Raw genomic sequence first — 21,022 nt, 5'->3', positions numbered from 1 at the left:
GGCCCACGGCCGGTACGCGAAAGGACAATCATGGAGACGAGTGTGGAACTCGCCGGTCTGGCCTCGGCGGCCGCCGCGCGCCTGATCGATCTGCTGGCCACGGACGGCTGGGGCGCGGTCAGGTCCTCGGTCCTGGCGCTGTGGCGCTCGGCCCACCCGGAGCGCGTCGAGGACGAACTCGACGAAACACGCGACGAGTTGATGCGAGCCCGGCAGTCCGGCGGGGCCGAGGACCTCCAAGCCCTGCTGGTCGCCGAATGGCAGGCCCGCCTCATCCGGCTCATGGCCGCGCGGCCGGATGCCGTCGGTGAACTCCGCGCCCTGTTCGGCGGGGAGCCGCACCCCCGCCGGACGCCGGACAAGCGGATCGAGGGCCCGATGACGCTGGAGACGCATGTCTCCGGCGGCGACGCCTATGTCGCGGGCCGGGACATGACCATCACCAGGGACGGACAGGCGTGACCGACACCACCACCGCGGCTCCCCCACCCCCCGACGAGCCGCCCCGCTGGCCGCCGAAGGACATGACCGCGTACGTGAGCGGCGGCGACTCCTACATGGCCGGCCGGGACCTGCACATACGCCACGTCGACCAGGGCCGCACCACCGTGCCCGGCCCCGACGCCGACCGGGTCGAGTGCCCGTATCCGGGACTGGCCCCCTTCGACGCGGCGTACCGGCAGTGGTTCCACGGCCGGGAGCGCATGGTGCACCTGGTGTGCGAACGGCTGGACGCGCGGATGCGCGAGGGCGGCCCGCTGGTGCTGATCGGCCCCTCGGGGGCGGGGAAGTCATCCCTGCTCGCGGCCGGGCTGCTGCCGGCCCTGGACGTCGGGCGGCTGCCGGTGGCCGGGTCGAGCACCTGGCCCCGGCTGGTGCTGACCCCGACGGGGTCCCCCGCCCTGGCCATGGCGGCGGCCGCCGGGGTCGGTGCCGACGACGCCGACGCCACCGCGTCGGCCTGGCGGGCCGATTCCGGACGGTGCCTGGCCGAGGTGCGCGAACTCACCGGCGCCGGGGCGGCGGCGACCGCCCCGGGGTCGGGATCCACCGGTCTGATCGTCGTGGTCGATCAGTTCGAAGAGCTGTTCACGGCCTGCGGCGACGAGAGCGAACGGCAGTGGTTCGTCGAGGTGCTCGACCGGCTGGCCCGGCCCGGCGGCGGTGCGGCCGTGGTGCTGGGGGTGCGCGCGGACTTCTACGCCGCGTGCACGGCGCACCCGCCGCTGCGGGAGGCTCTGGGGGCCGGGCCGGTCCTGCTGGAGCCGATGTCGGAGACCGAACTCAAGAACGCGATCCGCCGGCCCGCCGCCAGTGTGGGGCTCGACGTCGACGACGGCCTGGTCGAGGTGCTGCTGACGGAGCTGGGCGCGGTCGGGGGACCCGTCGGCACCACCACGGGCCGGCTGCCGCTGCTCGCCCACGCGCTGCGCGCCACCTGGCAGCAGCGCCACGGCCACACGCTCACCGTGGACGGGTACCGCGTCACCGGGGGCATCAAAGGCGCCGTCGCCACCACGGCGGACCGGCTCTATGACACGCTGCCGCCGCGCTGCCACGAAGCGGCGCGGTGGGTATTCCTGCGGCTCGTCATCGTGGGACGCGACGCGGACGACACGCGGCGCCGCGTCCGGTACGACGATCTGCTGCGGTACGCGCCCGACCGGGAGGCGGCCGTCGACGTCGTGAAGCTCTTCACGGGCGGCAGGCTGCTGACCCTGGACCGGGACACGGTGGTGATGACGCACGAGGTGCTGATTCGCGCCTGGCCCCGGCTGCGCGACTGGATCAACCACGACCGCGACGGCAATCTGGTCCGGCAGGACCTGGAGGAGGCGGCCTCGCTCTGGGAGGAGGCCGGACAGGAGCCGGCCACGCTCTACCGGGGCAATCGGCTGGAGACCGCCCTCGCGTGGGCCGGGACGCGGACGTCGGAACTGAGCCGCTCGGCCCGGGCGTTTCTGGCGGCCGCCCACCGTCACCAGCGGCGCGGGCAGCGCCTGCGGCGCGGCGCGGTCGCCACCATCACCGTCCTGGCCGTCGCCGCCTCGCTGACTGCCGTGTTCGCGTTCCGGCAGGAGTCCAACGCCCGGGAGGCCGCCGCCCGCGCGCTGGAGGCCCGCGACCGTGCCGTCAACGCCGCCGTCACCTCCGCGTCGGTGCAGCTGGCGCCGACCGATCCCTCCCTGTCTGCCCAGCTCGCGCTGACCTCCTACCGCATGGACCCGACCAAGGAGGCGGCGTCCCGGCTGATCACGACCGAGAACACACCGCTGAGCAAACGGCTGCCCGGGCCGGGCGGCGCGGTGCGCACCGTGGCCTACAGCCCGGACGGGCACATGCTCGCGGCCGGGAACCTCCGCCAGAACCTCGTTTGGCTGTGGGACGTCTCGGACCCCGGCCGTCCCGTGCGGCTGGGCCGGCCCGTGCCCGTCGACCGCTATGTCACGTCGATCCAGTCGCTCGCGTTCAGCCCGGACGGCCGGGTCCTCGCCGTCGGCGGCCGCACCAGCCAGAACGGCGACGAGGGCACCGGCGGATTCGTCGACCTGTGGAGCCTGACCAGCCCCAGCCACCCCGTCCGGCTGGGCCGGCCCAGGAGTCCGGGCATCGAGGGCCTGGACGCGTACGGCCCCGTCAAGTCCCTGGCGTTCAGCCCCGACGGACGCACCCTCGCCGTCGGATGGCACTCCGGATGGGCCAGCCTCTGGAACGTCACCCGCCCAGACGACATCAGGCCCGCGAAGAAGCCCCTGAACCTCGCGTGCCCCCACGTCTACTCCAACCGCGTCGCGTTCAGCCCCGACGGAAAGACGCTGGCCGCCACGTGCGACGACGACGCCGGGACGGTCCGGCTGTGGGACACCACCGACCCGGACCACCCCGACCGGGGCCGTTCCGTGAAGGCCGGGGACAACGTCGGTCCGCTGGCGTTCAGCCCGGACGGCCGGACCCTGGGCGTCGGCTCCACCGACGGCACGGTCCGGCTGTGGAACCTCGCCGCCCCCTTCCGGCCCGCCCCGCTGGGCAAACCGCTGACGGGTCACGCCCAGTCCGTCATGTCGCTGGCGTTCAGCCCCGACGGCCACACCCTGGCGTCCGGCAGCGCCGACCACACCATCCGCCTGTGGAACGTCACCCACCCCCGTGCCATCGGCCCGCTGGGCCGGCCCCTGACCGGTCCCGGCGACGCGGTGGCCGCTCTGGCGTTCAGCCCCGACAGCAGCACGCTCGCCGCAGGCAACGACGACGGCAACGTGGACCTGTGGAGCCTGCCGCCGACCCGGGTCGTCGGCGCGGGTGGCAACGTCGCGTCCGTGGCGTTCAGCCCCGACGGACGCACCCTGGCCGCGGGGAACCAGAACAAGACCGTCTCCCTGTGGAACACCGCCGACCCCGATCACCCCGCCCCGCGCGGAAAGCCGCTGACCGGGCCCGGCACCCCAGTCGACTCCGTGGCGTTCAGCCCGGACGGCCGCACCCTGGCCGCGGGCGACAGCGACGGCACGGTCACCCTGTGGAACACCGCCGACCCCGACCGACCCGTCCCCCTCGCCGAGCCCCTCAAGGAAGCGCGCGGCCTCATCTTCTCCCTGGCCTTCAGCCCCGACGGCCACACCCTGGCCGCGGCCGGTGACAATCAGTCGGGCACCATCGCCCTGTGGGACGTCAGCGACCCCGCCCACCCCAGCTCCCTGCCGGGCATCTCCACCTCGAAGACGTCCTCGGTCATGTCCCTGGCGTACAGCCCCGACGGCATGGTCCTGGCGGCCGGTGGCGATGCCAGCAACGGCACCGTCGGGCTGTGGAGCACGCAGGACCCGGGGATCCGCATGGGCCAGCCGATCACCCAGCCCGTCTCCACCAGCGTCTGGGTGGCCTTCAGCCCCGAGGGCCGCACCCTCGCCACCGGGAACAGCCGGGGCACCGTCACCCTCTGGAACGCCTCCAACCCCAACCGCCTCACCCGCAGGGGCACCCCCCTCACCGTGCCCGGCGGCAGCCTGTGGTCGGTGGCGTTCAGCCCCGACGGACGCACCCTCGCGGCAGCCGGCCACACCGACAGCGGCACCATCCACCGGTGGGACGTGACCGACCCGGATCACCCCGTCCCCATCGGCCTTCCACTGACCGTGGAGACCGGGTACGTCGCCGTCCTCGCCTTCTCCCCGGACAGCCGCACCCTGGCCGCCACCACCGACGACGGCGTGGCCACGCTCTGGAACCTGAACGTGGAGTCCGCCGTCCGCCGCATCTGCGAGGCGAGCTCCAGCTCCCTGACCCGGGACCAGTGGCGCCGCTACGTAACCGAGCTGCCGTACACCCCGCCCTGCGCGGCCGCCCCGTAGCCCGTTCCTCAACCTCGGTCAGGTCAGGTCAGGTCAGGCTCGGGTCGTGCGGTGGCCGAGCTCGATGAGAGCCTGCGCAACAACGAGGCCGGAGCGGTTGCAGCCCGCGTTGCGGCCGGCTGCCGGAGGCGGTGAGGCTCTCATTCAACTTCAGGTCGCATCGGATGAGTTGCACCTCACAACAACCCGGCCGCTGTCATGATGCAGGCACAGGACAGCCGCGGATGCCGGAGGCATCAAAGGAGTTCGCGCCTGAACAGCCTGAGGCGACGCGGATCTCGATGCCGAAGTGCGGCGACGAGAGCGTTGCCTCCGTCTACGAGAGTCCCGAGAAGGGCACGCGCGTCCGTATACAGGCCAGGGTGGGAGCGGTCTACATCCACCTGATCTACGGCCCTGTGCGCGACAAGCCCGAGCGACTGGAGTACCTCCAGGTGTCGAAGAACCTGATGGGCCGGTTCTGCGGCCGGGCCCTGGAATCCCAGACACGCGGAACGTGGACGAGGACGGCCTCCACGAGACGCTCTGCCGAGCTGAAGCCCCAGGTCAGAACGATTCTGCCTGAGGATGCTGGGTGGGGCGGGTGGGACTCGAACCCAAACGAGTGACGCCTCTCACCTGCGACGATGCCGAGATGGCGGACATAGCCACCCGTTTCCATCCGGCTGCGTCCCGCTCGATCCGACTGGAACGGGTACCGGTGCAGCGAACGCTGCACCGGTACCCGGTAGCTTCTCCGCATCCTCGGACTCCGGGGAGACTCTGCCGACCAGCGTCCCGAACGCTCACACACGCTGCCAACGATCTACCGGAACGAGCCCCAGAGCCATCCTCTGCGCAGTGACGCAGCGTAGTGCCACTCCGCCACGGTGGCACCCACGCGTCGATGATCGGCGACGCTCACACGGACGAGCCACGAGCGCCCCACCCCACACCAACCGCCGGGTAGTCCAACGCGGCGAAGATCTCGGCATCTCTGCGCGCGGTGCCGCGAGGGACGCCGCGTCCACCACCCCGTCGCCGCTGTCCCAAGAGAGGACCGTAGTCGGTTGGGTTGGGCCGGCGCACGAGGCGTCATCGGCCGGACGCGGTCCGGACCGCTCACGCCACTTACGGTTCGGCTGTGACCGCGGAGAACGTCACCGGCGACTCCCAGGTGTTGGCCTTGATGTAGCCCGACTCGACGAGCTGCCACATGCCGCGGAGCACGTCCTCCTGCTCCACGGCAAAGCCCTGCCCTTCCAGCCAACTAGCGATGCGCGCCGTGGCCTTGTCTCGTGTCTTCTTGCCCTGGAGGTAAGAGAGGGCCGCCGCTTGCCACGCCGACGGGGCGCCGGCCGTGGGGGTGGCGGCAGGGCAGGACGGGGCTGCGATCGTTTCGGCGAGGTGCAGCAGCGCCGCGATGGTGCCGCGGGTATCACTGCTTCGCGTGTTCTCGTAAATCTCGATTGCCTCGGAGCGGAAGTCGGGCATGGACCCCCACGGGTGTCGGTGTCCGACCCCGCAGTCTGGGGCCGTTAGGCGCCACCCTAAGCGGTGGGCGGTCACTCGCCTGCCAATGCAGGGATTGATCCTGATCTCCGCGTCCGACGGCTGCAGCGGCGGCGAGGCAGCTCCGCCCCTTGTGCCATGCCTGGTCGAGGAGCGGCCCGGCGCCTGGGTGAGCCGGGTGTCCTTGCCTACGGAGTCGGCGGCGACCTGTTCCAGCGTGACGCCGTGCTCACGATTACGCGCGACCCGCACGACGTCCTCGCGAAACTCCTTGTGATACGACTTGGGCACTGCAACATCCTTCCAGGCCGCCTCTCAGCAAGCCAGGTCAGGTGTCACCTATCCGTGCAGCATTCCCCGATTATGCAGCAGTCCCGAGATCAAGCTACTAAAGTTGCTGCCGATCTTATCCAGCGACGCGTGCGACAGCATCGTGGCTATGGATGCTTTCAAGGTTGCGGATCCGCACCGAGTGGCGAAGGCCTCGATCCCGGCACGCAAGACTGACGTCGCGGGCCATGTCCTCGACGAATACAGGGTGGTCGTACGCCTGCATGGTGAGGACACGCTCGTCTCCGCGCTTTACCAAAGGCACTACAGGCGCCGAAGCGGAGGATGTCAACAACCTCACGGCGCTCTGGACCGTTAGGGGGTACGGGGTGTCTCCCTGGCCAGTCACGTTGAGCGTAATCCGGCTGCGCTGATTGTGCGCCCCGTAGTCGGAGATCGCCTTCGAACATGGACAGAGGCTGGTGACCTCACTGGTCACTGCTGTTGCTACTGTCACGTCACCGTTGTCCCAGTGCCCTTCGATACGGACGTCGTGAACCTGTTTCGACTCACGGCCGCTGGCCGGCGCCACAACGGTCGTGCTGATAGGCATGGCCACCGTCACAGTAACCGCGGGCGCATCCAACAGTTCTGCCCCCATCTTGAGGACCTGCGGCAACTGCCGGGGGTCAAATCTCTGGAGGTGGTCGTGCGCGAGAGCGACCATGCGGCTCATGTGCGTGCCACGGCGGTCGTGTTGGAGCCGCACGGTGATCGCGATATCCGCAATGCCGTCCTGCCGGAGGCAGCCATCCTCGAAGTACACGGGATACCGAAGGCCACTGATGCCGACCTCGTTGATCTCGATGCCCCGAGAGTCAGTCTCGCTCTGAATGTCGTGCATGCTCACTCGCCCCGATAGGTGCAACCAGATGTGCACGTCTCGCGGACGGTGAGGGCCGAGAGCACGGGCAGGGTCGGCTGCAGGCGTTCCCAGATCCAGCGGGCGAGAACCTCGCTAGTCGGGTTCTCTAGGCCCTCGATCTCATTGAGGTAGTAGTGGTCCAGTTGAGCTTCGAGCGGCTTGAAGGCTCGCTTAACGTCGCCAAAGTCCATGACCCAACCAGCCTCGGGGTCGACGGGGGCTTCTACGTGAACGATGACCTTGTAAGAGTGGCCATGCAGGCGCGCACACTTGTGGCCCTCTGGAACCTTGGGCAGGCGGTGCGCCGCTTCGAACGTGAACTCGCGAAAGATTTCCATTACTGAATTCCCAGATACTTGTGCGTCTGGAGAGAGAGGATCCAGCGCGGGTTCTTCATGCAGTAGTCGACAGTGGCCCGGGTGTTAGCTTCAACGTCGGGTCCGTCCATGGGCTGGAGACGGAAGAATTGGAAGTCGAGGTTTTCGAACTGTCCTGGGTCTCCGCCCAACTGCGGATAGACAAGCTTCAACTCGTCGCCGCTTGTGACGACCATGTCAGACCCGATCTTCGGGCTGACACAGAGCCAGTCAATGCCCGGCGGCGGTACGCGGGTGCCGTTCGTCTCCACCGCAACCTCGAAACCCCTGGCGTGCAGAGCTTTGATGGCTGCCTCGTCAAGCTGCAGAAGCGGCTCACCCCCGGTGCACACCACAAAGCGGTGTTCCACGGAGGTTGAAGGCCACGCCTCCTCGACTGCTTGGGCGAGGTCATCAGGGGACGCGAATCGGCCGCCACCTTCGCCGTCGGTTCCAACGAAATCGGTATCGCAGAACTGGCAAATCGCCCGATGCCGATCCTTCTCAAGGCCTGTCCAGAGATTGCACCGCGAGAAACGGCAGAAGACAGCGGGTCGGCCCGCATGGCTCCCTTCGCCTTGCAAGGTGTAGAAGATCTCCTTGACCAGATAGGTCATTCTCAGACGCCCTGGTACTGCACGGGGTCAGTGGTACCAGCCTCAGCGAACCCCTTTAGGCGGAGCAGGCAGGTCTCGCAACGGCCACACGCCCGACCTTGCTCGTCCGGGTCATAGCAGCTGGACGTCTGGGAGTAGTCGACACCCAGGCGCAGGCCCTCTCGAACGATGTCGGCCTTGGACATCGCAATGAGGGGGGAATGGAGCTTGAGCTCCTGAGTTCCCTCAAGGCCAGCCCTGGTCGCAAGGTTCGCCATTTTTGCGTAGGCGTCCATGTACTCAGGACGGCAGTCGGGGTAGCCGCTGTAGTCGACGGCGGTCACGCCGGTGAAGATGTCGCTCGCGCCAACGGTCTCCGCGTAGGCCAGAGCGAACGATAGGAAGATCGTGTTACGCGCCGGCACGTAGGTGATGGGCACACTGCTGTCTGCGTCACTGTTGCTGGCATCGTACAGCGAGTCGTGCTTCGGGACGTCGATATCAGCAGTAAGGGCGGAGCCACCGAAAACTCGCAGGTCGATGTCTGCAATGACGTGGCGGGCTACGCCCTGAGTCTCTGCCACGCGCTTGGCGGCTTCCAGTTCCACACTGTGCCGCTGGCCGTACCGGAAGCTGAGCGCGTACGGCGTGTAGCCCTGGTCCTTGGCGATGGCCAGAACTGTCGTCGAGTCCAGGCCTCCGCTCAGTAGAACGATCGCGGGACGTCCCATGCCTTGCTCCCTAGTTAGCTATGCGTGTACTCGTGCACCCTAGCGCCAAAACTGACGGGTAGAGTAACCGGAACAAGCTACTAGTTAAGGTCATCGGGAGTGGGACTGCGTGAGGCAACTATCGTTGGTGGTCACTTGCACGGACCGCAAGGCAGCTGTACCGGAGGCCACGCTCCATGCAAGATCGCTACCGGCCGGCAGCGTGAAGGCCCGCTCCGCAGCGTGGAGGGAGCGCGTCGAGACGGCATCGAACACGAAGCCCCTAAGCGAGCTCTACCGGGGCGACCACTGGACACAGGCCCGCCGACTAACTGCCGCGGCCGCAAAGGTCAGATTCGAAGCGGAACTCTGGGTGGCGTCGGCCGGCCTCGGCCTCCAGCCAGTATCGGCGTCGGCACCTGCCTACGCGGCGACCTTCAGTACCCGACACGCAGACTCAGTCACCGCTTCTACGGCTGACAGTGCCCAGTGGTGGGGGCACCTTCAAGAAGGAACTGGCCGCAAGACCCTAGAGGAACTCGGCCGACAGGGCCCGGTCCTCATGGTCCTGTCCGAAGTGTACGCAAATGCCATGAGGGCCGAGATCCACGCGCTGGCCAGCGTCGGGGGTGAAGTCCTGCTAGTGGGAGGCGTCGAGAAGATCCCCGGCATCCAGAGAGTCGCCTCCAACGCGGGCCTGCGACGCACACTCGGCGGCACTCTGACGAGCCTGAACGTTCGTATGGCCGCCTCATGGCTTGAACACTGTGAGGACGGCAGGCTGACCTCGACTGCTACCAGTGACTCATGGCAGCGGTGGGCTTCAGACGTAGCTGAGCCTGAGCGGTACAACCGGACGCCCATATCCGACGAGGACGTCATGGCATTCATCAAGCGTGAGACCGCGTCGCATCCTGGCATCTCGCGGTCACGACTCCTGCGTGCTCTACGTGACGGAAACCAGGCATGCGAGCAGAGCAGGTTCGCCAACTTGTACATCCGAGCCATGGGGGAACGGTGACAGACAACGTCATCAAGCGCAGAGCCCTGCGCATTGAGCAGAACCCGAATATTCCCCTGTATCTGTTTGCCCTAGAAGCACAAGAAGTCGATCTCGTAGCTGATGTTGCACGGATTTCCCGGGATGAGGCTGGCAAACTCTTCGGCTATCAACGTCCCGAAAAGAAACAGCACGTTAAGCAAATTCTGGAGTACCTCGACGGTGAAGATGTGCTGTTCCCAAATGGGCTCATCCTCGCCCTGCCCACCACGGTGCGGTTTAAAGGTAGTCGCGGCCCCAACCCGGGCGACGGACTGGCAACCATCGGAACCCTTGAGATCCCGCTACCGGAGTCGCGGGACGCGCCTCGTCCGGCTCTGATCGTTGATGGTCAACAGCGAAGCCGCGCGCTTGCGCTTACTCGGCGAACTACCCTTCCGATCACAGTGGCAGGATTTGTGGCCGAAGATCTCAACATCCAGCGCGATCAGTTCCTGCGCGTCAACACAGTGTCTCCACTTCCGAGCAATTTGGTATCCGAACTCCTCCCGGAAGTGAACACCCAGCTTCCGACCAGGCTGTCCGCCCGAAAGCTGCCCGCGATCCTCGTTAACGCACTAAACCAGGACAACGACTCACCTTTCAAGGGACTTGTTAAGCAGGCGTCGACGACCCCCGATAAGAAGTCAGACACCGTCGTCAAAGACAACAGTCTCATCACTGCGATTACGGAATCGTTGTCACCATCTGGTGTCCTTTTCTCGTACAAAAACCTAGCCAACGGGACCACCGACACAGCGAGCATTCGGAAAATTCTAGTTGTCTACTGGACGGCAGTGAAGAACACCTTCCCTGAAGCTTGGGGACTGCCTCCCGCCAAGAGCCGCCTTATGCATGGTGTCGGAATCAGATCGCTGGGCCGCCTCATGGATCGGGTAATGGAGCGAGTCTTGTTTGATGCCGATATCGACTCGCCGGATATTAGCGACAGAGTCATGGCTGAACTGGCGCTCATTAAGCCGCACTGCCATTGGACCAAGGGGCGCTGGCCGGAAATCAACACGCCTTGGAACGAGTTGCAGAACACTCCCCGGCATATCAGTATCCTGTCAAACTACCTGATTCGCGTCTATCGCGATTCGAGGATGGGTGCTTCGTGAAGTTCTACTTCCCAGATAGCCAAGATCAGATCTACCCCAGGTACGACTTCATCAATGATGAGTACCCAGACGAGCGAGTCCGCCAGAGGGATGACCTGTACGCCCATCAGGCAGTAAAGCCCGCGCCCTACGATGGGATACTGGTCAGCAAGGCCATCGTAGACGGATCGGTCAAGGGAGCCGGGAAGTACAGCGCCCCTCAGCGGGACCGTCTCTACCGCGACGGCGTGAAGACCTTTTTCGGGCTACCTGACTCGATGCAAAGTCTCGGCGACTGCGGAGCCTTCAACTACATCAACGAAGAGTACCCTCCGTACAGGATTGAGGACGTCCTCCATTACTACACGGAGTGCCGATTCAACTCAGGAATCAGTATCGACCATGTCATCTTCGGTTATCGACCCGATGCCCCTGACAAGGACGTTGACCCGGCGTGGGTAAAGCGTCGTGAGATTTCGCTCGACTTGGCAGAAAAGTTCATCAAAGCTACCGAAAGTCACAATCGCCTGGTCACGGGCAGGAAGCAGCATCTGGAACCGGTTGGCGCGGCGCAGGGGTGGAGCCCGGCCAGTTATGCGGACAGCGTCGTCCAACTTCAGAAAATGGGCTACAAGCGAATCGCCCTGGGTGGCATGGTTCCGCTGAAGACGCCGGAAATACTGGCTTGCTTGGAAGCGATCTCTGAGGTTCGCGAGAGTGGGGTCGGGTTCCACCTACTCGGAATCACCCGTATCGCCAGCATGGAACGATTCGCCAAATATCATGTCACCAGCTTCGACAGTACGTCAGCATTCCGACAAGCTTTCATGGACGAGCGAAATAATTACCACACCGCCGACCGCTCATACCTAGCGATCAGAGTTCCCCAGGTAGACGGGAACCCTACCCTAAAGAAGTTGATCTTGGCGGGCATGGTGTCGCAGTCGGCAGCCATTAAGGCCGAACGGGAATGTCTCAAATTGCTACGCCAGTATGAAGCCGACGAGAACTTTGAAGTGCAGGAGGTCATCGATGCCTTGTACGCCTATCAATCTCTCATCGGTGACGCCAAGAAGCTGAAGAAGGTTGATGACTACAGGGACACTCTTGTCGACCGCCCTTGGAATCACTGCCGATGCGAACTCTGCAAGAAGCACAAGATCGACATGGTCATCTTCCGTGGAACAGAGCGAAACAAACGTCGCGGGTTCCATAACATGACGGTACTCGAAGCCAAGATGCGCAAGCTTCCACTCACATAATCGCCTATACCGCGCATAGCACTCAAAGTAACTTAAACAGGAGATGATGTGGCCGACCGCTACGTACTGAAGGTTCCCGCCCTCAAGGTGCTCCAAGGCGACAAGGAGATCTACTGCTTCGCTGTAGACGGAAAGAAGTTGGAAGACTTTGCCGCCGTCTCGCGCATCCGCCGCGACAGCCAGAAGAAGCTGCAGGGGTACCAGCGGCCTGAGGTCCAAAGCCACATCCGCTCGATCCGTCGCTACCTTGAGTCCGAGGGGGCGATGCTCCCCAATGCCGTGGTTCTCGGTTTCGATGATCGCGTCACGTTCGAACCCGCGGTGCGCGGCGGCAGTGTGAGCTACTCCATCCCCGGCGAGCTGATCATCCCGGTCGACGAATCACTGGCTGATGAAGAGAAGCCGGCCTGGCTCGTGGACGGTCAGCAGCGCAGCGCCGCCATCAGGGACGCTGACCTTGCAGAGTTCCCCGTCGCAGCAGTGGGCTTCATTGCGTCTCAGGAAGAGCAGCGGTCGCAGTTCATCTTGGTCAACTCGACCAAGCCACTGCCCAAGGGGCTCGTGTATGAACTCCTGCCGGAGACCACCGCCAAGTTGCCGCGCTCGTACGCGCGCCGTCAACTCGCTGCGAAGATCATGGTCCTTCTGAATATGGGGGACGGTCCTTTCTGCGGAAGGATCAGCAGCCCCACATCGCCCACCGGCAACATCAAGGACAACAGCATCCTGAGGATGCTGGAGCACAGCATCTACGAGGGCTCCTTGTACCAGTACCGGAACGCTGAGGATGGTACCGGGGACGAGGAAGCGATGCTGGCGCACCTTCTGTCCTTCTGGACGGCAGTGGAGAACCTCTTCGAGGATGCGTGGAACAAGCCTCCCAAGGAGTCGAGATTGACCCATGGTGTGGGCATCCAGGCCATGGGCTATGTCATGGACCGACTCACCACAGACGTCCCGTTCGACAAGGTCAACTGGGACAAGATCCGCATCACCCTGCGCCGACTCGAGAAGCACGTGGCCTGGACTTCCGGCACGTGGAAGTTCTCGGACGGTCAGGAACGCAGTTGGAATGGGCTCCAGAACACGGCCAACGATGTGCGGCTCCTCAGCACCCACCTGCAGGCCCTAGTCAGCAAGTAGTCGAAGCTCTGCGGCCTCAACTGGTGGTCTCCCCCAGTGGATCGGGGGAGACCACCTGTGCGTCAGACGCTCTCGGCGATCGTGCGCCGTAGACCTCGCTCCGCTGCGCGCAGGAGAGACGCCGAGCCGCTGCCATTCGCGTACTCGATCGGCACGTCATTGCCAGTGTGCTGAGTGATGAAGCCGGTGGCGGCGTGCTTGGCGCAACGCGTCGCTAGAACGACCACGTCCGCTCTGCGCGCCTTCTCTCTCAGTTGCGGCGTGCCAACGTGGTCATAGGCAGTCGAGACCTTCACAGCAGGAGCGATCTTCTGCAACTCTTCCCGGCACCTGGTGAGCACCGCCTCGTCCAAGGAGTACAGGAGCAGCGTCGAAGCCGACATCGACGCCAGGGGGTCATCCTGCACACCCTCCTCTGCGGGAACGGCCCAATCGAGACCGTCCAGGCCAAGTTCATGAGTGAGCCGCTGTGCGAAGGCCAGATCAGCTTCCGCAAGGCGGTGCCGGTGAATGGACAACGGTGCGAGGAGATCGACACACAATTTCTCACGGGCATCCACGTCAGGGCACGCAGCAAGAAATAGGCGGTCAACGAAGTCCAAGGCGACCGAGGCCCGTTCGGGAGCAATCCACCGACTGCACTCCGAGCTAACGTCCTTGAGGATCTCTCCGTAGGTGTCGGCGGCGGGTGAGGCCCGAAGAGCGATGTCCATCAGAGCTTGCAGCACAGCCAGATCACCCGGGCTGTAGCGGCCGAAGGCTACGGCATTACGAATGAAGGCATGCGCGCTCTTCGGCGCCGGCTCGTCGTAGCCCACGGCATCAAGGAACGAACCGACAGCACGCCACAGTTCACCCGCCTCGCCATCGCTCAACCCGTCCAAGAACTCCGCCAGAACGTCATCGTTCTGCGCCGGGGTGGGCCACAGCGCCCACACTTCGTCTTCGACAGCCTGTTTGCCAGTTGGGCTTCCATCAGCAAGCGCAGAGAAAAACTCTGGCCAAGACTCGACGGGCACGCTTGCATCAGCGCCGGGGGATGCCTCCGAGGATGCTTCAGCCACCGCATCAGGCACCGGCTTAGCCGCCAGACGCTCAGCCTCGCTCAGAGCGAGGGCAGCGATCTGGGGCGCCTGATCCAGTTCCTCAATGGCCGCCAATGCCCGACGGGCAACTGTCACATCATCGAGAATCACGGCCGCAAGCAAGACGACGGTCATCGCCTGAGGACCATACGATCGGGGGTCGCCGACAAGCAGTTCAGGGACCACCCTGCCGTGGGCGATGAGACCCTCTTTAGCCGCGTCGAGGTCTCGCCTAGCGAGAGGTTCCTCGAGGGCCACCGTGTAAACAGCGTTGAGAATGGCGCCCTTCACCGCAGCAGGTGGATCCTGGTGCACGATGTCCGGCAGGTTCGGAAAAGCGAGAACCTTGTTGCTCACTCCGAGGCGATCCAGGCGCTTGAGCCTCAGGTGCGCCAGGTTCGTGGCGGTGAGTCCACCAGCCGCCGCCAACTGCTCCAGTAGATCTTGGGAAGCTGCTTCACCGCCCGCCGCGAGAGCAGCATCGAACTCCGCGATGAGCCGGCCGATGGGTTTGACTGCACGCCACAGGCGGGGCGGGCGTCTTATATAGGTCTTCTGCATCAGGAGCAGTGCGTCGGTGAGGCTCTGTCGGTAACGCGAGGGCTGCGCGGTTGTCAGCCTGAAGGTCACGCGCTCGCCGGCGAAGTCCAAGATGGCGCGTTCTACTGGGTCATCCGGGTTGAGCCGGGCCGGGCGCAGGCCGCCACGCTCCATGTCGCAGTAAATATACGTCGGCCCTGCGAAGGCTTCGATCAACTCAGCTGTCTTCGTCACGTCAGCCCGGTCGCGTGCGATGGCGTACATCGCGAATTGTTGGCTGTCGGCGTCCCACCGCGGCAGGACGATAGGCGCACCACCGCCGCTGAGCAGAACCTTGACGAAGGGCTCGGTGCGCTCCTTGTGAGCATAGTCCGGGCGCATGTCGGGCCATGCGTCGTTGCCTGCTCCAAAGAATGCTCTGAGGAAGGTCTGGATACGTTCCGGCGTCCAGTGTTTAGACTGAGTCATGCGGCATCTCCCCAGCGCTCGGCCAGGTCCAGGCGTGCCTGGGCAGCGGCGTCAATACCTGCCGTGTAGGTCACTCTCTCGTCGTTCTTCGACATGCCGCGAATGGTGAAGTTCATCGAGCCGCTGAGCATCCAGTCGTGGCCGCACAAGGTCTTCTCGTGGATGTTCAGCTCCCGCACCGAGTGGATACGCTCCGGTTCTGCCGCCTTCTTGAGGCGGCGCAGGAAGTCATCGTTATGCGCGTCGGGGCGTGTAACGACGTGGATCATCGCGCCACCGTGGGCGATGCGGGCGATGGCATCGGATAGGCGACAGTTCTGGGGTGGAACATCGCCAAACAGCGCATCGTACGCACCGTGGCTGTTGTCGATGATCTGGACATCGGTGATCCACGGTGACACCAGCCACACGTGATCGCTAGGCGCAATGAACTCCGCGATCAGCGCCGAAGTCAGCATGGTGTCTACGCGCACCGTGGTGTGTAGCCCGGTACGAATTGTGCGTTCCTGGGAACTCACTGGGTCGCCTCCCGCAGTTCGACACGGACCCGGAGTTCGTTCTGCTGACGGAGGACTCCGCAAACCTCTCCGTAGACGCGCAGAACGTCCCGGTCAATGTGGGTGACAGGAATCTGCTTCAAGGCTTGCGCCATTGACTCCTCCTTGCCCGCGGGACAAATGAGATCGACGGCGGAGGTCGCTGAGAGGTGCTTGCAGTACGACTCAACCCAGGCAGCCTGCGTCACATCGACTTCGGGCAGCCGGTCGTCGTGAGCGGCCTGAAACAGAAGTCGTTCCAGTACAGGTGCTTCGGCGTACGGCTGGTAATGCTTCAGGTCCTGGGTACGAGCCTGGTGACCCCGAGGCCACAGGAGGCTGAAGACCTGGTCGGCGCTGAGCGAACGGATTCCAGGCAGTTCAAGTTGCTTCGATCCCACGGCGTACGCCACGACGCGTGCATCGACTTCAATTCCCAGACGCTTTTCGAGCGCAGTCCAGGCTCTTACGAGAGCGAGAGCCGCGGCGTCGATGTCGGGCCCGGAGCCCGGGCGTAGCAAGCGTGTGGACAACGCCGCGACTGCCGCATGCCGAGGTGGGCCGTCCAATCGAGCCCATGCCTCCCGTAGATCACCGAGTGCGCCTTGGGCTTGCTGTGCCGGCGCGTTAGCGCGAAGCGTCGCCATGGCACGTGCAGCGGCACCCCCCGGTTCCTCAGTGACGTGCTCGAGGAAACGCGTCAAAGTTGCATCCACATACTCGAATTCACTGGGTGCGAGGCTGCTCGTCACAAGTCCCCAGAACTTTCGGGGATCCGCCGAGTAGTAATCGATCAGCTGCTCGATCACGCCCAGGCCTCCGACGGAGGTCTCGCTGAGCCAGATGGTCGTAAGTCCATCCGGTTCGTCGGCGAGTAGCACGTCGATGATGAGGTCGCCGTCTTGCGCGTTCGGGCATGCGCGCTGGGCGGCAGTACGGATCCCGGCGGCCATGGTGTCTCGGTAGGCACGCTGCGCCAAGTCAGCCGTGTCTGCGGACACGTCCTCGATAACGAGGAGCCGGGCTGCTCGATTGAGGACCTCGATGACGGTGCCCTGGGTGACCAGTGCTGTCAGTTCAGAAACGAGGCGGTCGTTGTCCAGGTGCTCCTCGGACAAGTCGGCATCCCGATAGAGCACCTGGAAGATCCTTGCCAGATCTCTGCTCCATCCCCCATTCGAGAGAAGCGTGCGGATCTCCGCGTTCGTGCGCTCCGCAGTCAGACCGGCCAACGCGAATGCCGTCAGGTAGATCTGAGCGAGTCGCTCGCGCTGGAAGAAGTTTGAGATATCAGCCAGTGCCGGATCTTCTTGGACTGCGTGTGCGAACGCAAGAGCACGCCATTGTGGCGAGGCCAGGTACCGGTTGACCGCCGGGTCCTCAACGTTCAAGGGACGCACCTTGAAACAGGCGGCGTCGACACCGAGGCGGAATCCGAGGGCAGCGGGCTTTCCGCGGAGTTCATAGCGGACGAACTGGTTCTCGCTTTCCTGGCGTTCACGGCGGACCGTGCATTCGGCGCCGATCGTCATGCGCCGCACCTCGACGGGGTTGCCAGCCGCGTGTGTCGCGAAGCTGACGGCGTCGATCCGCCTCTGCCATGGGGACGGTTTCGGCACCATCCCTTCATCGAATTGGACATCGTCAGGGGCAACAACCTGTGTGCCCCACACCGGGACGCCCTGCGACTGGTCAATGATGTCGCCGTCTGGCTCGACCAGCCCTATCCGCTTAGGCCTGACGACCTCGAATTCGGCCCCGCCGTGCTCGTGAGGCCGCCAAGGGCCTTCGGGCATCCCATCCCTGACGAACTGCGTGAGATTGAGGACGTCGCTGCCTTCGGCAGGCAGAGGGAGCCACGTGCGATGGTCGTCGTTCAAGTACCCGAAGCGTCGGCTAACTCGGCCGGGTACCGCCTCCGTGAGGGCTCTCCCGATCGGCATCGGTTCGACGACTCCGTCTCCGTCGTCAAAGGGGAGCTCCAGATCAACTTCTGGAAGATTCAAGGGCTCAAACAGAGTTCGAGTGATGTACTCGGGGAGCATAGCGTCGTTCACGGCGCCGGCGTCAGTCACCAGCGGTTTCCAACCGGAGTTGAGCCGTCGTAGTGCGGTGGGCGCCACGGCTAGGAGCAGAGACCGCGGCTGTTCCCACAACACGGCCTGCACTTCGTCGGCGGGGAGTTGCAGGGCCCTGGTGAGGTGCTTTGCGAACTGGTCCTGGACACGGTCGTCGTTCAGCAACTCATCCAGCACCTGTATGAGTGCCTTGTGCTCGCGTTCAAAGCGGGGGTCCACAGCTCCCGACTTCGGCGCTTTCAGGAGCTTGCGCGGGTCTGCATAGCGGAAGCCCTTGCTGCGCAGGCGACGCCCTGCCCAGTCGAGAAGGGCCTGGGCCCCTTGAATCTTGAGGACATAGCGATTCCGTAGAGGCAGTTTGATCGCCTCAACCTCTGGCGCGAAGAGCGTCTCGTAGCCCTGGTAAGCAAGACGATCACGACCGTAGTCAGAGAGAGCCACGACGGTCATCGGCCGCGTACCCCGGGCACGACCAGCACGCCCGCGACGCTGGATGAAGGAGGCAGCATTGCGAGGTGCCTTGTGCTGAAGCACGAAGCCAACACGGGGGTCGTTGAACCCCACCTCCAGGGAGGCGGTGGCGATAGTCAGCCTGGCGTTGTGGTTAACGCCAGCGTCCTGCGAAGAAGTGCGACCAATGACCAAGTGGTGCATGCGCAGATCACGAGCGAGTTCGTTGCCGATCTTCTCGACGAGATCCCACGACTGGCCGTCGTAGTACCGGGCCTCGGGCTCAGGCCGTGCGCGTGAGCGCAGTCCGGCAAGCACGTCGCCGTTTCGGCTCCTGACACCGCGGTGGTTTTGGTCGCCTTCCGCGTCACGTAGGTACTTGTAGAAGCGGTTGGTGACGTCCAGGTCGTCGGTGAACAGGAATCCGGTGGATCCGTACAGAAAGGTCTCGTCACTTGGATCGAGCACTCGGCCGAAGAGCATCGCTGTCTGGATAGATGTCGACAGCAGGCTGGCCCCTGCCACGGGATCACCGCGCAGGGCGAGCGCGTACTCGCGGCCCTCCTCAACCATGCTGTCCTCGGACGGAGCGATGGGGTCGATGTCGCTGTCGCGTAGACCGACGAGTTGTGCGAAGAACTCCTTGGCGTCGCGAAGCGTGGCACTCAGGCCAACGAACGTGACCGGCTTGCGGGCTGCTTCGCGCCACCTTCGTAGTAGGTAGGCGACTTGGGCGCCATGCACGCCGGAATAGGTATGGACCTCGTCGAGGAGCATCAACGAAGGGACCTGCCCGCCGCGCCAACCCAGAAGGCCGTCGAGGTTGCCGTCCGCACTGCAGTTGTTCAGCATCTCGGTCGTCGTGAACAACAGATCGGGTGGGCTGCTCCGCAGGGAACTACGCGTAAGGGCAAGGCGCCCTTCGGGTACCTCATACCGGCAGCGCCAGCAGACGAGGCGCTCGATGTCGGCCGCGCGGTCCGCATCGGACCACACCAACTCTCCGTTTGCACACTTGTCGTTGGGGCAAGAAAGGAAAGGGCAGATGAATCCGTCTTGGAACCGCTTCCAACGCCCCGAACCCCTGCCTTCAGTCAGCCGCCAATCGGTGGACTTGGTTGGGGTGCCTCCATAGAGCGCGCCGATGCGTAGAAAGCGCCTACCCTGTTGCGCGAGTGCCTGTTCAACCTTGCTGGCCTCCGTGAGGGCGTCCTTGAGTTGGTCGCGCAACAACTCAGTACGCGGGTACAGGGCCAGAGTGTGGACTTTACCCGGAGCGTGTGCCGCCATTGCCGCGAACGCGGGCAGGTAGAACGAGAGTGTCTTGCCACTACCCGTGCCGGCCCCGACAATGATTCCACTGGACTTGTCCTGGTGGGCGAGCGATTCAAAGACAGTTTGGGTCGCTTCCAACTGGAAGGGTGCCAGACTCCTTCCACCCAGGTAGGCCTTTGCGACGCGGTCTTGGAGGTTTCCCCAGCTAGGCGAAGTACCCAACTGTTCGAGCGCCGATGAGGCAGAGATGTCACGCTTGGGGTAGCGCCGATGCCGCGTGTGAAGCCGGTAGTCGGCAACAAGGCGCTTTCCTTGACGCCACCATCCATTCGGTGCCTCGTCTGCCCAGTCGCCCCGAGGCCGGAAGAGTTGGCGAAGCCCGGCTGTGAGGCGGAGTGACTCGGCGAATCGCGTGCGATAGCGCGCTGGCCCGTCATTCGGCCAGGGCACCCTCCAGATCAGGGCGAGGCCGCGCATCTCCTGGAGTACGTCATGAGGTGAGACGTTCTCCGGGGCTTTCGGATGGTCGCTGAGAACAGACTCGATACATTCGACCACGTCGTCTTCAGAGAGGGCACCCTCCGTCACGCCCCACGAAAGCAACGGCAGTTCGAGGTCTTCCAAGCGGTTGAGCAGTTCATTGGCGAAATCCTGGTCCATGCTGCGCTGGTTCACGAGCCCTTCCTCCTCAGGCTGATGTGGGCATCCATCCCGTATTCTCGGATGAGCGCGATCTCTTCGTCGGTGACGTCGCGTAGCGTGAGACCGGACTGCTCGCGCAGTCGATCCAGCAGAACGGCTAGTGCCTGCGGCGGGTCTTGAGCGTCCTGAAGTAGTTCAGCCAAACCAGCATGAGTGACAGCAAAGTTAGTGATGGAGTCCTGGGACGCTTTGCCCTTTGCCAGGCGCTCAAGCTCGGCATGGCGGGCGGATGCCCGCTTCTCGGCTCCTGGATCGAGAAGCATCGAGATCCGCGCTACGGGCAACTCCTCGAGTAGCTGTGCCGTCCACACGGACCAAGCGGCTTGATTTGCTTCCCCAAGACGATCAGCAACCACCTGTGCCTTCTTCTTCGCCGTGTTGAACACCTGATTGGAGGGCAGGCCGCTAGGCCCCAAGCTGCGCTCAAAGCCCGCTCTCCCGTCATCGATGCTGGACAGGTCGATGTCGAGGCCCGCGCCACGGGCCTGCAGAGCTTGGGCGACAGCCAACTGGGAGCGCAGTTGATTGAGCTGGGACCGGAGCTCCATCAACCGAGTTGAAACCCGGGTGGCCTGACGCTGGGACTCTTCGCCATCCGCGATGCGGGAGGCGTGATCTTCTAGCAGCTTTGCCTTCTCGTACACGGA

16 protein-coding genes are annotated in these 21,022 nt (G+C 64.4%); 7 read left to right on the top strand and 9 right to left on the bottom strand.

Features of this window, described 5'->3' with window-relative positions:
- Window positions 1-30: 30 nt before the first annotated feature.
- From OG521_27220 to OG521_27210, 3 genes are all read left to right on the top strand, one after another.
- Complete coding sequence (locus tag OG521_27220; protein ID WUW24256.1) at window positions 31-462, top strand: hypothetical protein; 432 nt, start codon at window positions 31-33, stop codon at window positions 460-462.
- Complete coding sequence (locus OG521_27215) at window positions 459-4,349, top strand: WD40 repeat domain-containing protein (GenBank protein ID WUW24255.1); 3,891 nt, start codon at window positions 459-461, stop codon at window positions 4,347-4,349. The genes OG521_27220 and OG521_27215 overlap by 4 nt, the downstream gene beginning before the upstream one ends.
- 224 nt (window positions 4,350-4,573) lie before the next feature.
- The gene (locus tag OG521_27210; protein ID WUW24254.1) at window positions 4,574-4,957 is read left to right on the top strand and encodes a hypothetical protein; all 384 of its coding nucleotides are present in this window, start codon (window positions 4,574-4,576) and stop codon (window positions 4,955-4,957) included.
- Window positions 4,958-5,459: 502 nt separating this feature from the next.
- Here OG521_27210 and OG521_27205 read toward each other — a convergent pair.
- From OG521_27205 to queC, 5 genes are all read right to left on the bottom strand, one after another.
- Window positions 5,460-6,131, bottom strand: coding sequence for a hypothetical protein (locus tag OG521_27205; protein WUW24253.1), 672 nt, complete (start codon window positions 6,129-6,131; stop codon window positions 5,460-5,462).
- Window positions 6,132-6,246: 115 nt separating this feature from the next.
- Window positions 6,247-7,014, bottom strand: coding sequence for a GTP cyclohydrolase I FolE2 (locus OG521_27200; GenBank protein WUW24252.1), 768 nt, complete (start codon window positions 7,012-7,014; stop codon window positions 6,247-6,249).
- Window positions 7,015-7,016: 2 nt separating this feature from the next.
- The gene (gene queD, locus OG521_27195) at window positions 7,017-7,373 is read right to left on the bottom strand and encodes a 6-carboxytetrahydropterin synthase QueD (protein WUW24251.1); all 357 of its coding nucleotides are present in this window, start codon (window positions 7,371-7,373) and stop codon (window positions 7,017-7,019) included.
- Window positions 7,373-8,008, bottom strand: a complete 636-nt coding sequence (gene queE / locus OG521_27190; GenBank protein ID WUW24250.1) for a 7-carboxy-7-deazaguanine synthase — start codon at window positions 8,006-8,008, stop codon at window positions 7,373-7,375. The genes queD and queE overlap by 1 nt, the downstream gene beginning before the upstream one ends.
- A gap of 2 nt (window positions 8,009-8,010) precedes the next feature.
- Window positions 8,011-8,718 carry a 7-cyano-7-deazaguanine synthase QueC gene (gene queC, locus OG521_27185; GenBank protein ID WUW24249.1) on the bottom strand — a complete coding sequence of 236 codons (708 nt, stop codon included), beginning with the start codon at window positions 8,716-8,718 and terminating at the stop codon, window positions 8,011-8,013.
- 571 nt (window positions 8,719-9,289) lie between these two features.
- On the opposite strand from queC, the gene OG521_27180 reads away from it, so the two are divergent.
- The 4 genes from OG521_27180 to dbpB (OG521_27165) are packed head-to-tail and all read left to right on the top strand — an operon-like array spanning window position 9,290 to window position 13,241.
- Window positions 9,290-9,718, top strand: a complete 429-nt coding sequence (locus OG521_27180) for a hypothetical protein (protein WUW24248.1) — start codon at window positions 9,290-9,292, stop codon at window positions 9,716-9,718.
- Window positions 9,715-10,857, top strand: a complete 1,143-nt coding sequence (gene dbpB / locus OG521_27175; GenBank protein ID WUW24247.1) for a DGQHR domain-containing protein DpdB — start codon at window positions 9,715-9,717, stop codon at window positions 10,855-10,857. The genes OG521_27180 and dbpB (OG521_27175) overlap by 4 nt, the downstream gene beginning before the upstream one ends.
- Window positions 10,854-12,098 carry a tRNA-guanine transglycosylase DpdA gene (gene dpdA, locus OG521_27170; protein ID WUW24246.1) on the top strand — a complete coding sequence of 415 codons (1,245 nt, stop codon included), beginning with the start codon at window positions 10,854-10,856 and terminating at the stop codon, window positions 12,096-12,098. The genes dbpB (OG521_27175) and dpdA overlap by 4 nt, the downstream gene beginning before the upstream one ends.
- 48 nt (window positions 12,099-12,146) lie before the next feature.
- Window positions 12,147-13,241 (top strand): DGQHR domain-containing protein DpdB, encoded by a 1,095-nt coding sequence (gene dbpB, locus OG521_27165; GenBank protein ID WUW24245.1) that lies wholly within the window; start codon window positions 12,147-12,149, stop codon window positions 13,239-13,241.
- 62 nt (window positions 13,242-13,303) lie between these two features.
- On the opposite strand, the gene dpdD is transcribed toward dbpB (OG521_27165), so the two are convergent.
- From dpdD to OG521_27145, 4 genes are read right to left on the bottom strand one after another with little or no spacing between them, the layout of a single operon-like run.
- Entirely contained in the window at window positions 13,304-15,334 is a 2,031-nt protein-coding gene (gene dpdD / locus OG521_27160) for a protein DpdD (protein WUW24244.1), read from the bottom strand.
- Window positions 15,331-15,852, bottom strand: a complete 522-nt coding sequence (gene dpdK, locus OG521_27155; protein ID WUW24243.1) for a phospholipase D-like domain-containing protein DpdK — start codon at window positions 15,850-15,852, stop codon at window positions 15,331-15,333. The genes dpdD and dpdK overlap by 4 nt, the downstream gene beginning before the upstream one ends.
- Complete coding sequence (gene dpdJ, locus OG521_27150) at window positions 15,849-20,348, bottom strand: protein DpdJ (protein WUW24242.1); 4,500 nt, start codon at window positions 20,346-20,348, stop codon at window positions 15,849-15,851. Before dpdJ ends, dpdK begins: the two co-directional genes overlap by 4 nt.
- Window positions 20,345-21,019, bottom strand: coding sequence for a hypothetical protein (locus OG521_27145; GenBank protein WUW24241.1), 675 nt, complete (start codon window positions 21,017-21,019; stop codon window positions 20,345-20,347). Before OG521_27145 ends, dpdJ begins: the two co-directional genes overlap by 4 nt.
- Window positions 21,020-21,022: the final 3 nt, after the last annotated feature.

Origin of the sequence: Streptomyces sp. NBC_01463, assembly GCA_036227345.1 — a bacterium.
Lineage (GTDB): Bacteria > Actinomycetota > Actinomycetes > Streptomycetales > Streptomycetaceae > Streptomyces.
This window is presented reverse-complemented; position numbering and strand designations above follow the sequence as displayed.

Excerpts from the sequence above, each read along its gene's own strand:
- OG521_27220 (WUW24256.1), top strand. The coding sequence starts at position 31 with ATGGAGACGAGTGTGGAACTCGCCGGTCTGGCCTCGGCGGCCGCCGCG.
- OG521_27210 (WUW24254.1), top strand. The coding sequence starts at position 4,574 with ATGCCGGAGGCATCAAAGGAGTTCGCGCCTGAACAGCCTGAGGCGACG.
- OG521_27200 (WUW24252.1), bottom strand. The coding sequence starts at position 7,014 with ATGCACGACATTCAGAGCGAGACTGACTCTCGGGGCATCGAGATCAAC.
- queD (WUW24251.1), bottom strand. The coding sequence starts at position 7,373 with ATGGAAATCTTTCGCGAGTTCACGTTCGAAGCGGCGCACCGCCTGCCC.
- queE (WUW24250.1), bottom strand. The coding sequence starts at position 8,008 with ATGACCTATCTGGTCAAGGAGATCTTCTACACCTTGCAAGGCGAAGGG.
- queC (WUW24249.1), bottom strand. The coding sequence starts at position 8,718 with ATGGGACGTCCCGCGATCGTTCTACTGAGCGGAGGCCTGGACTCGACG.
- OG521_27180 (WUW24248.1), top strand. The coding sequence starts at position 9,290 with ATGAGGGCCGAGATCCACGCGCTGGCCAGCGTCGGGGGTGAAGTCCTG.
- dpdD (WUW24244.1), bottom strand. The coding sequence starts at position 15,334 with ATGACTCAGTCTAAACACTGGACGCCGGAACGTATCCAGACCTTCCTC.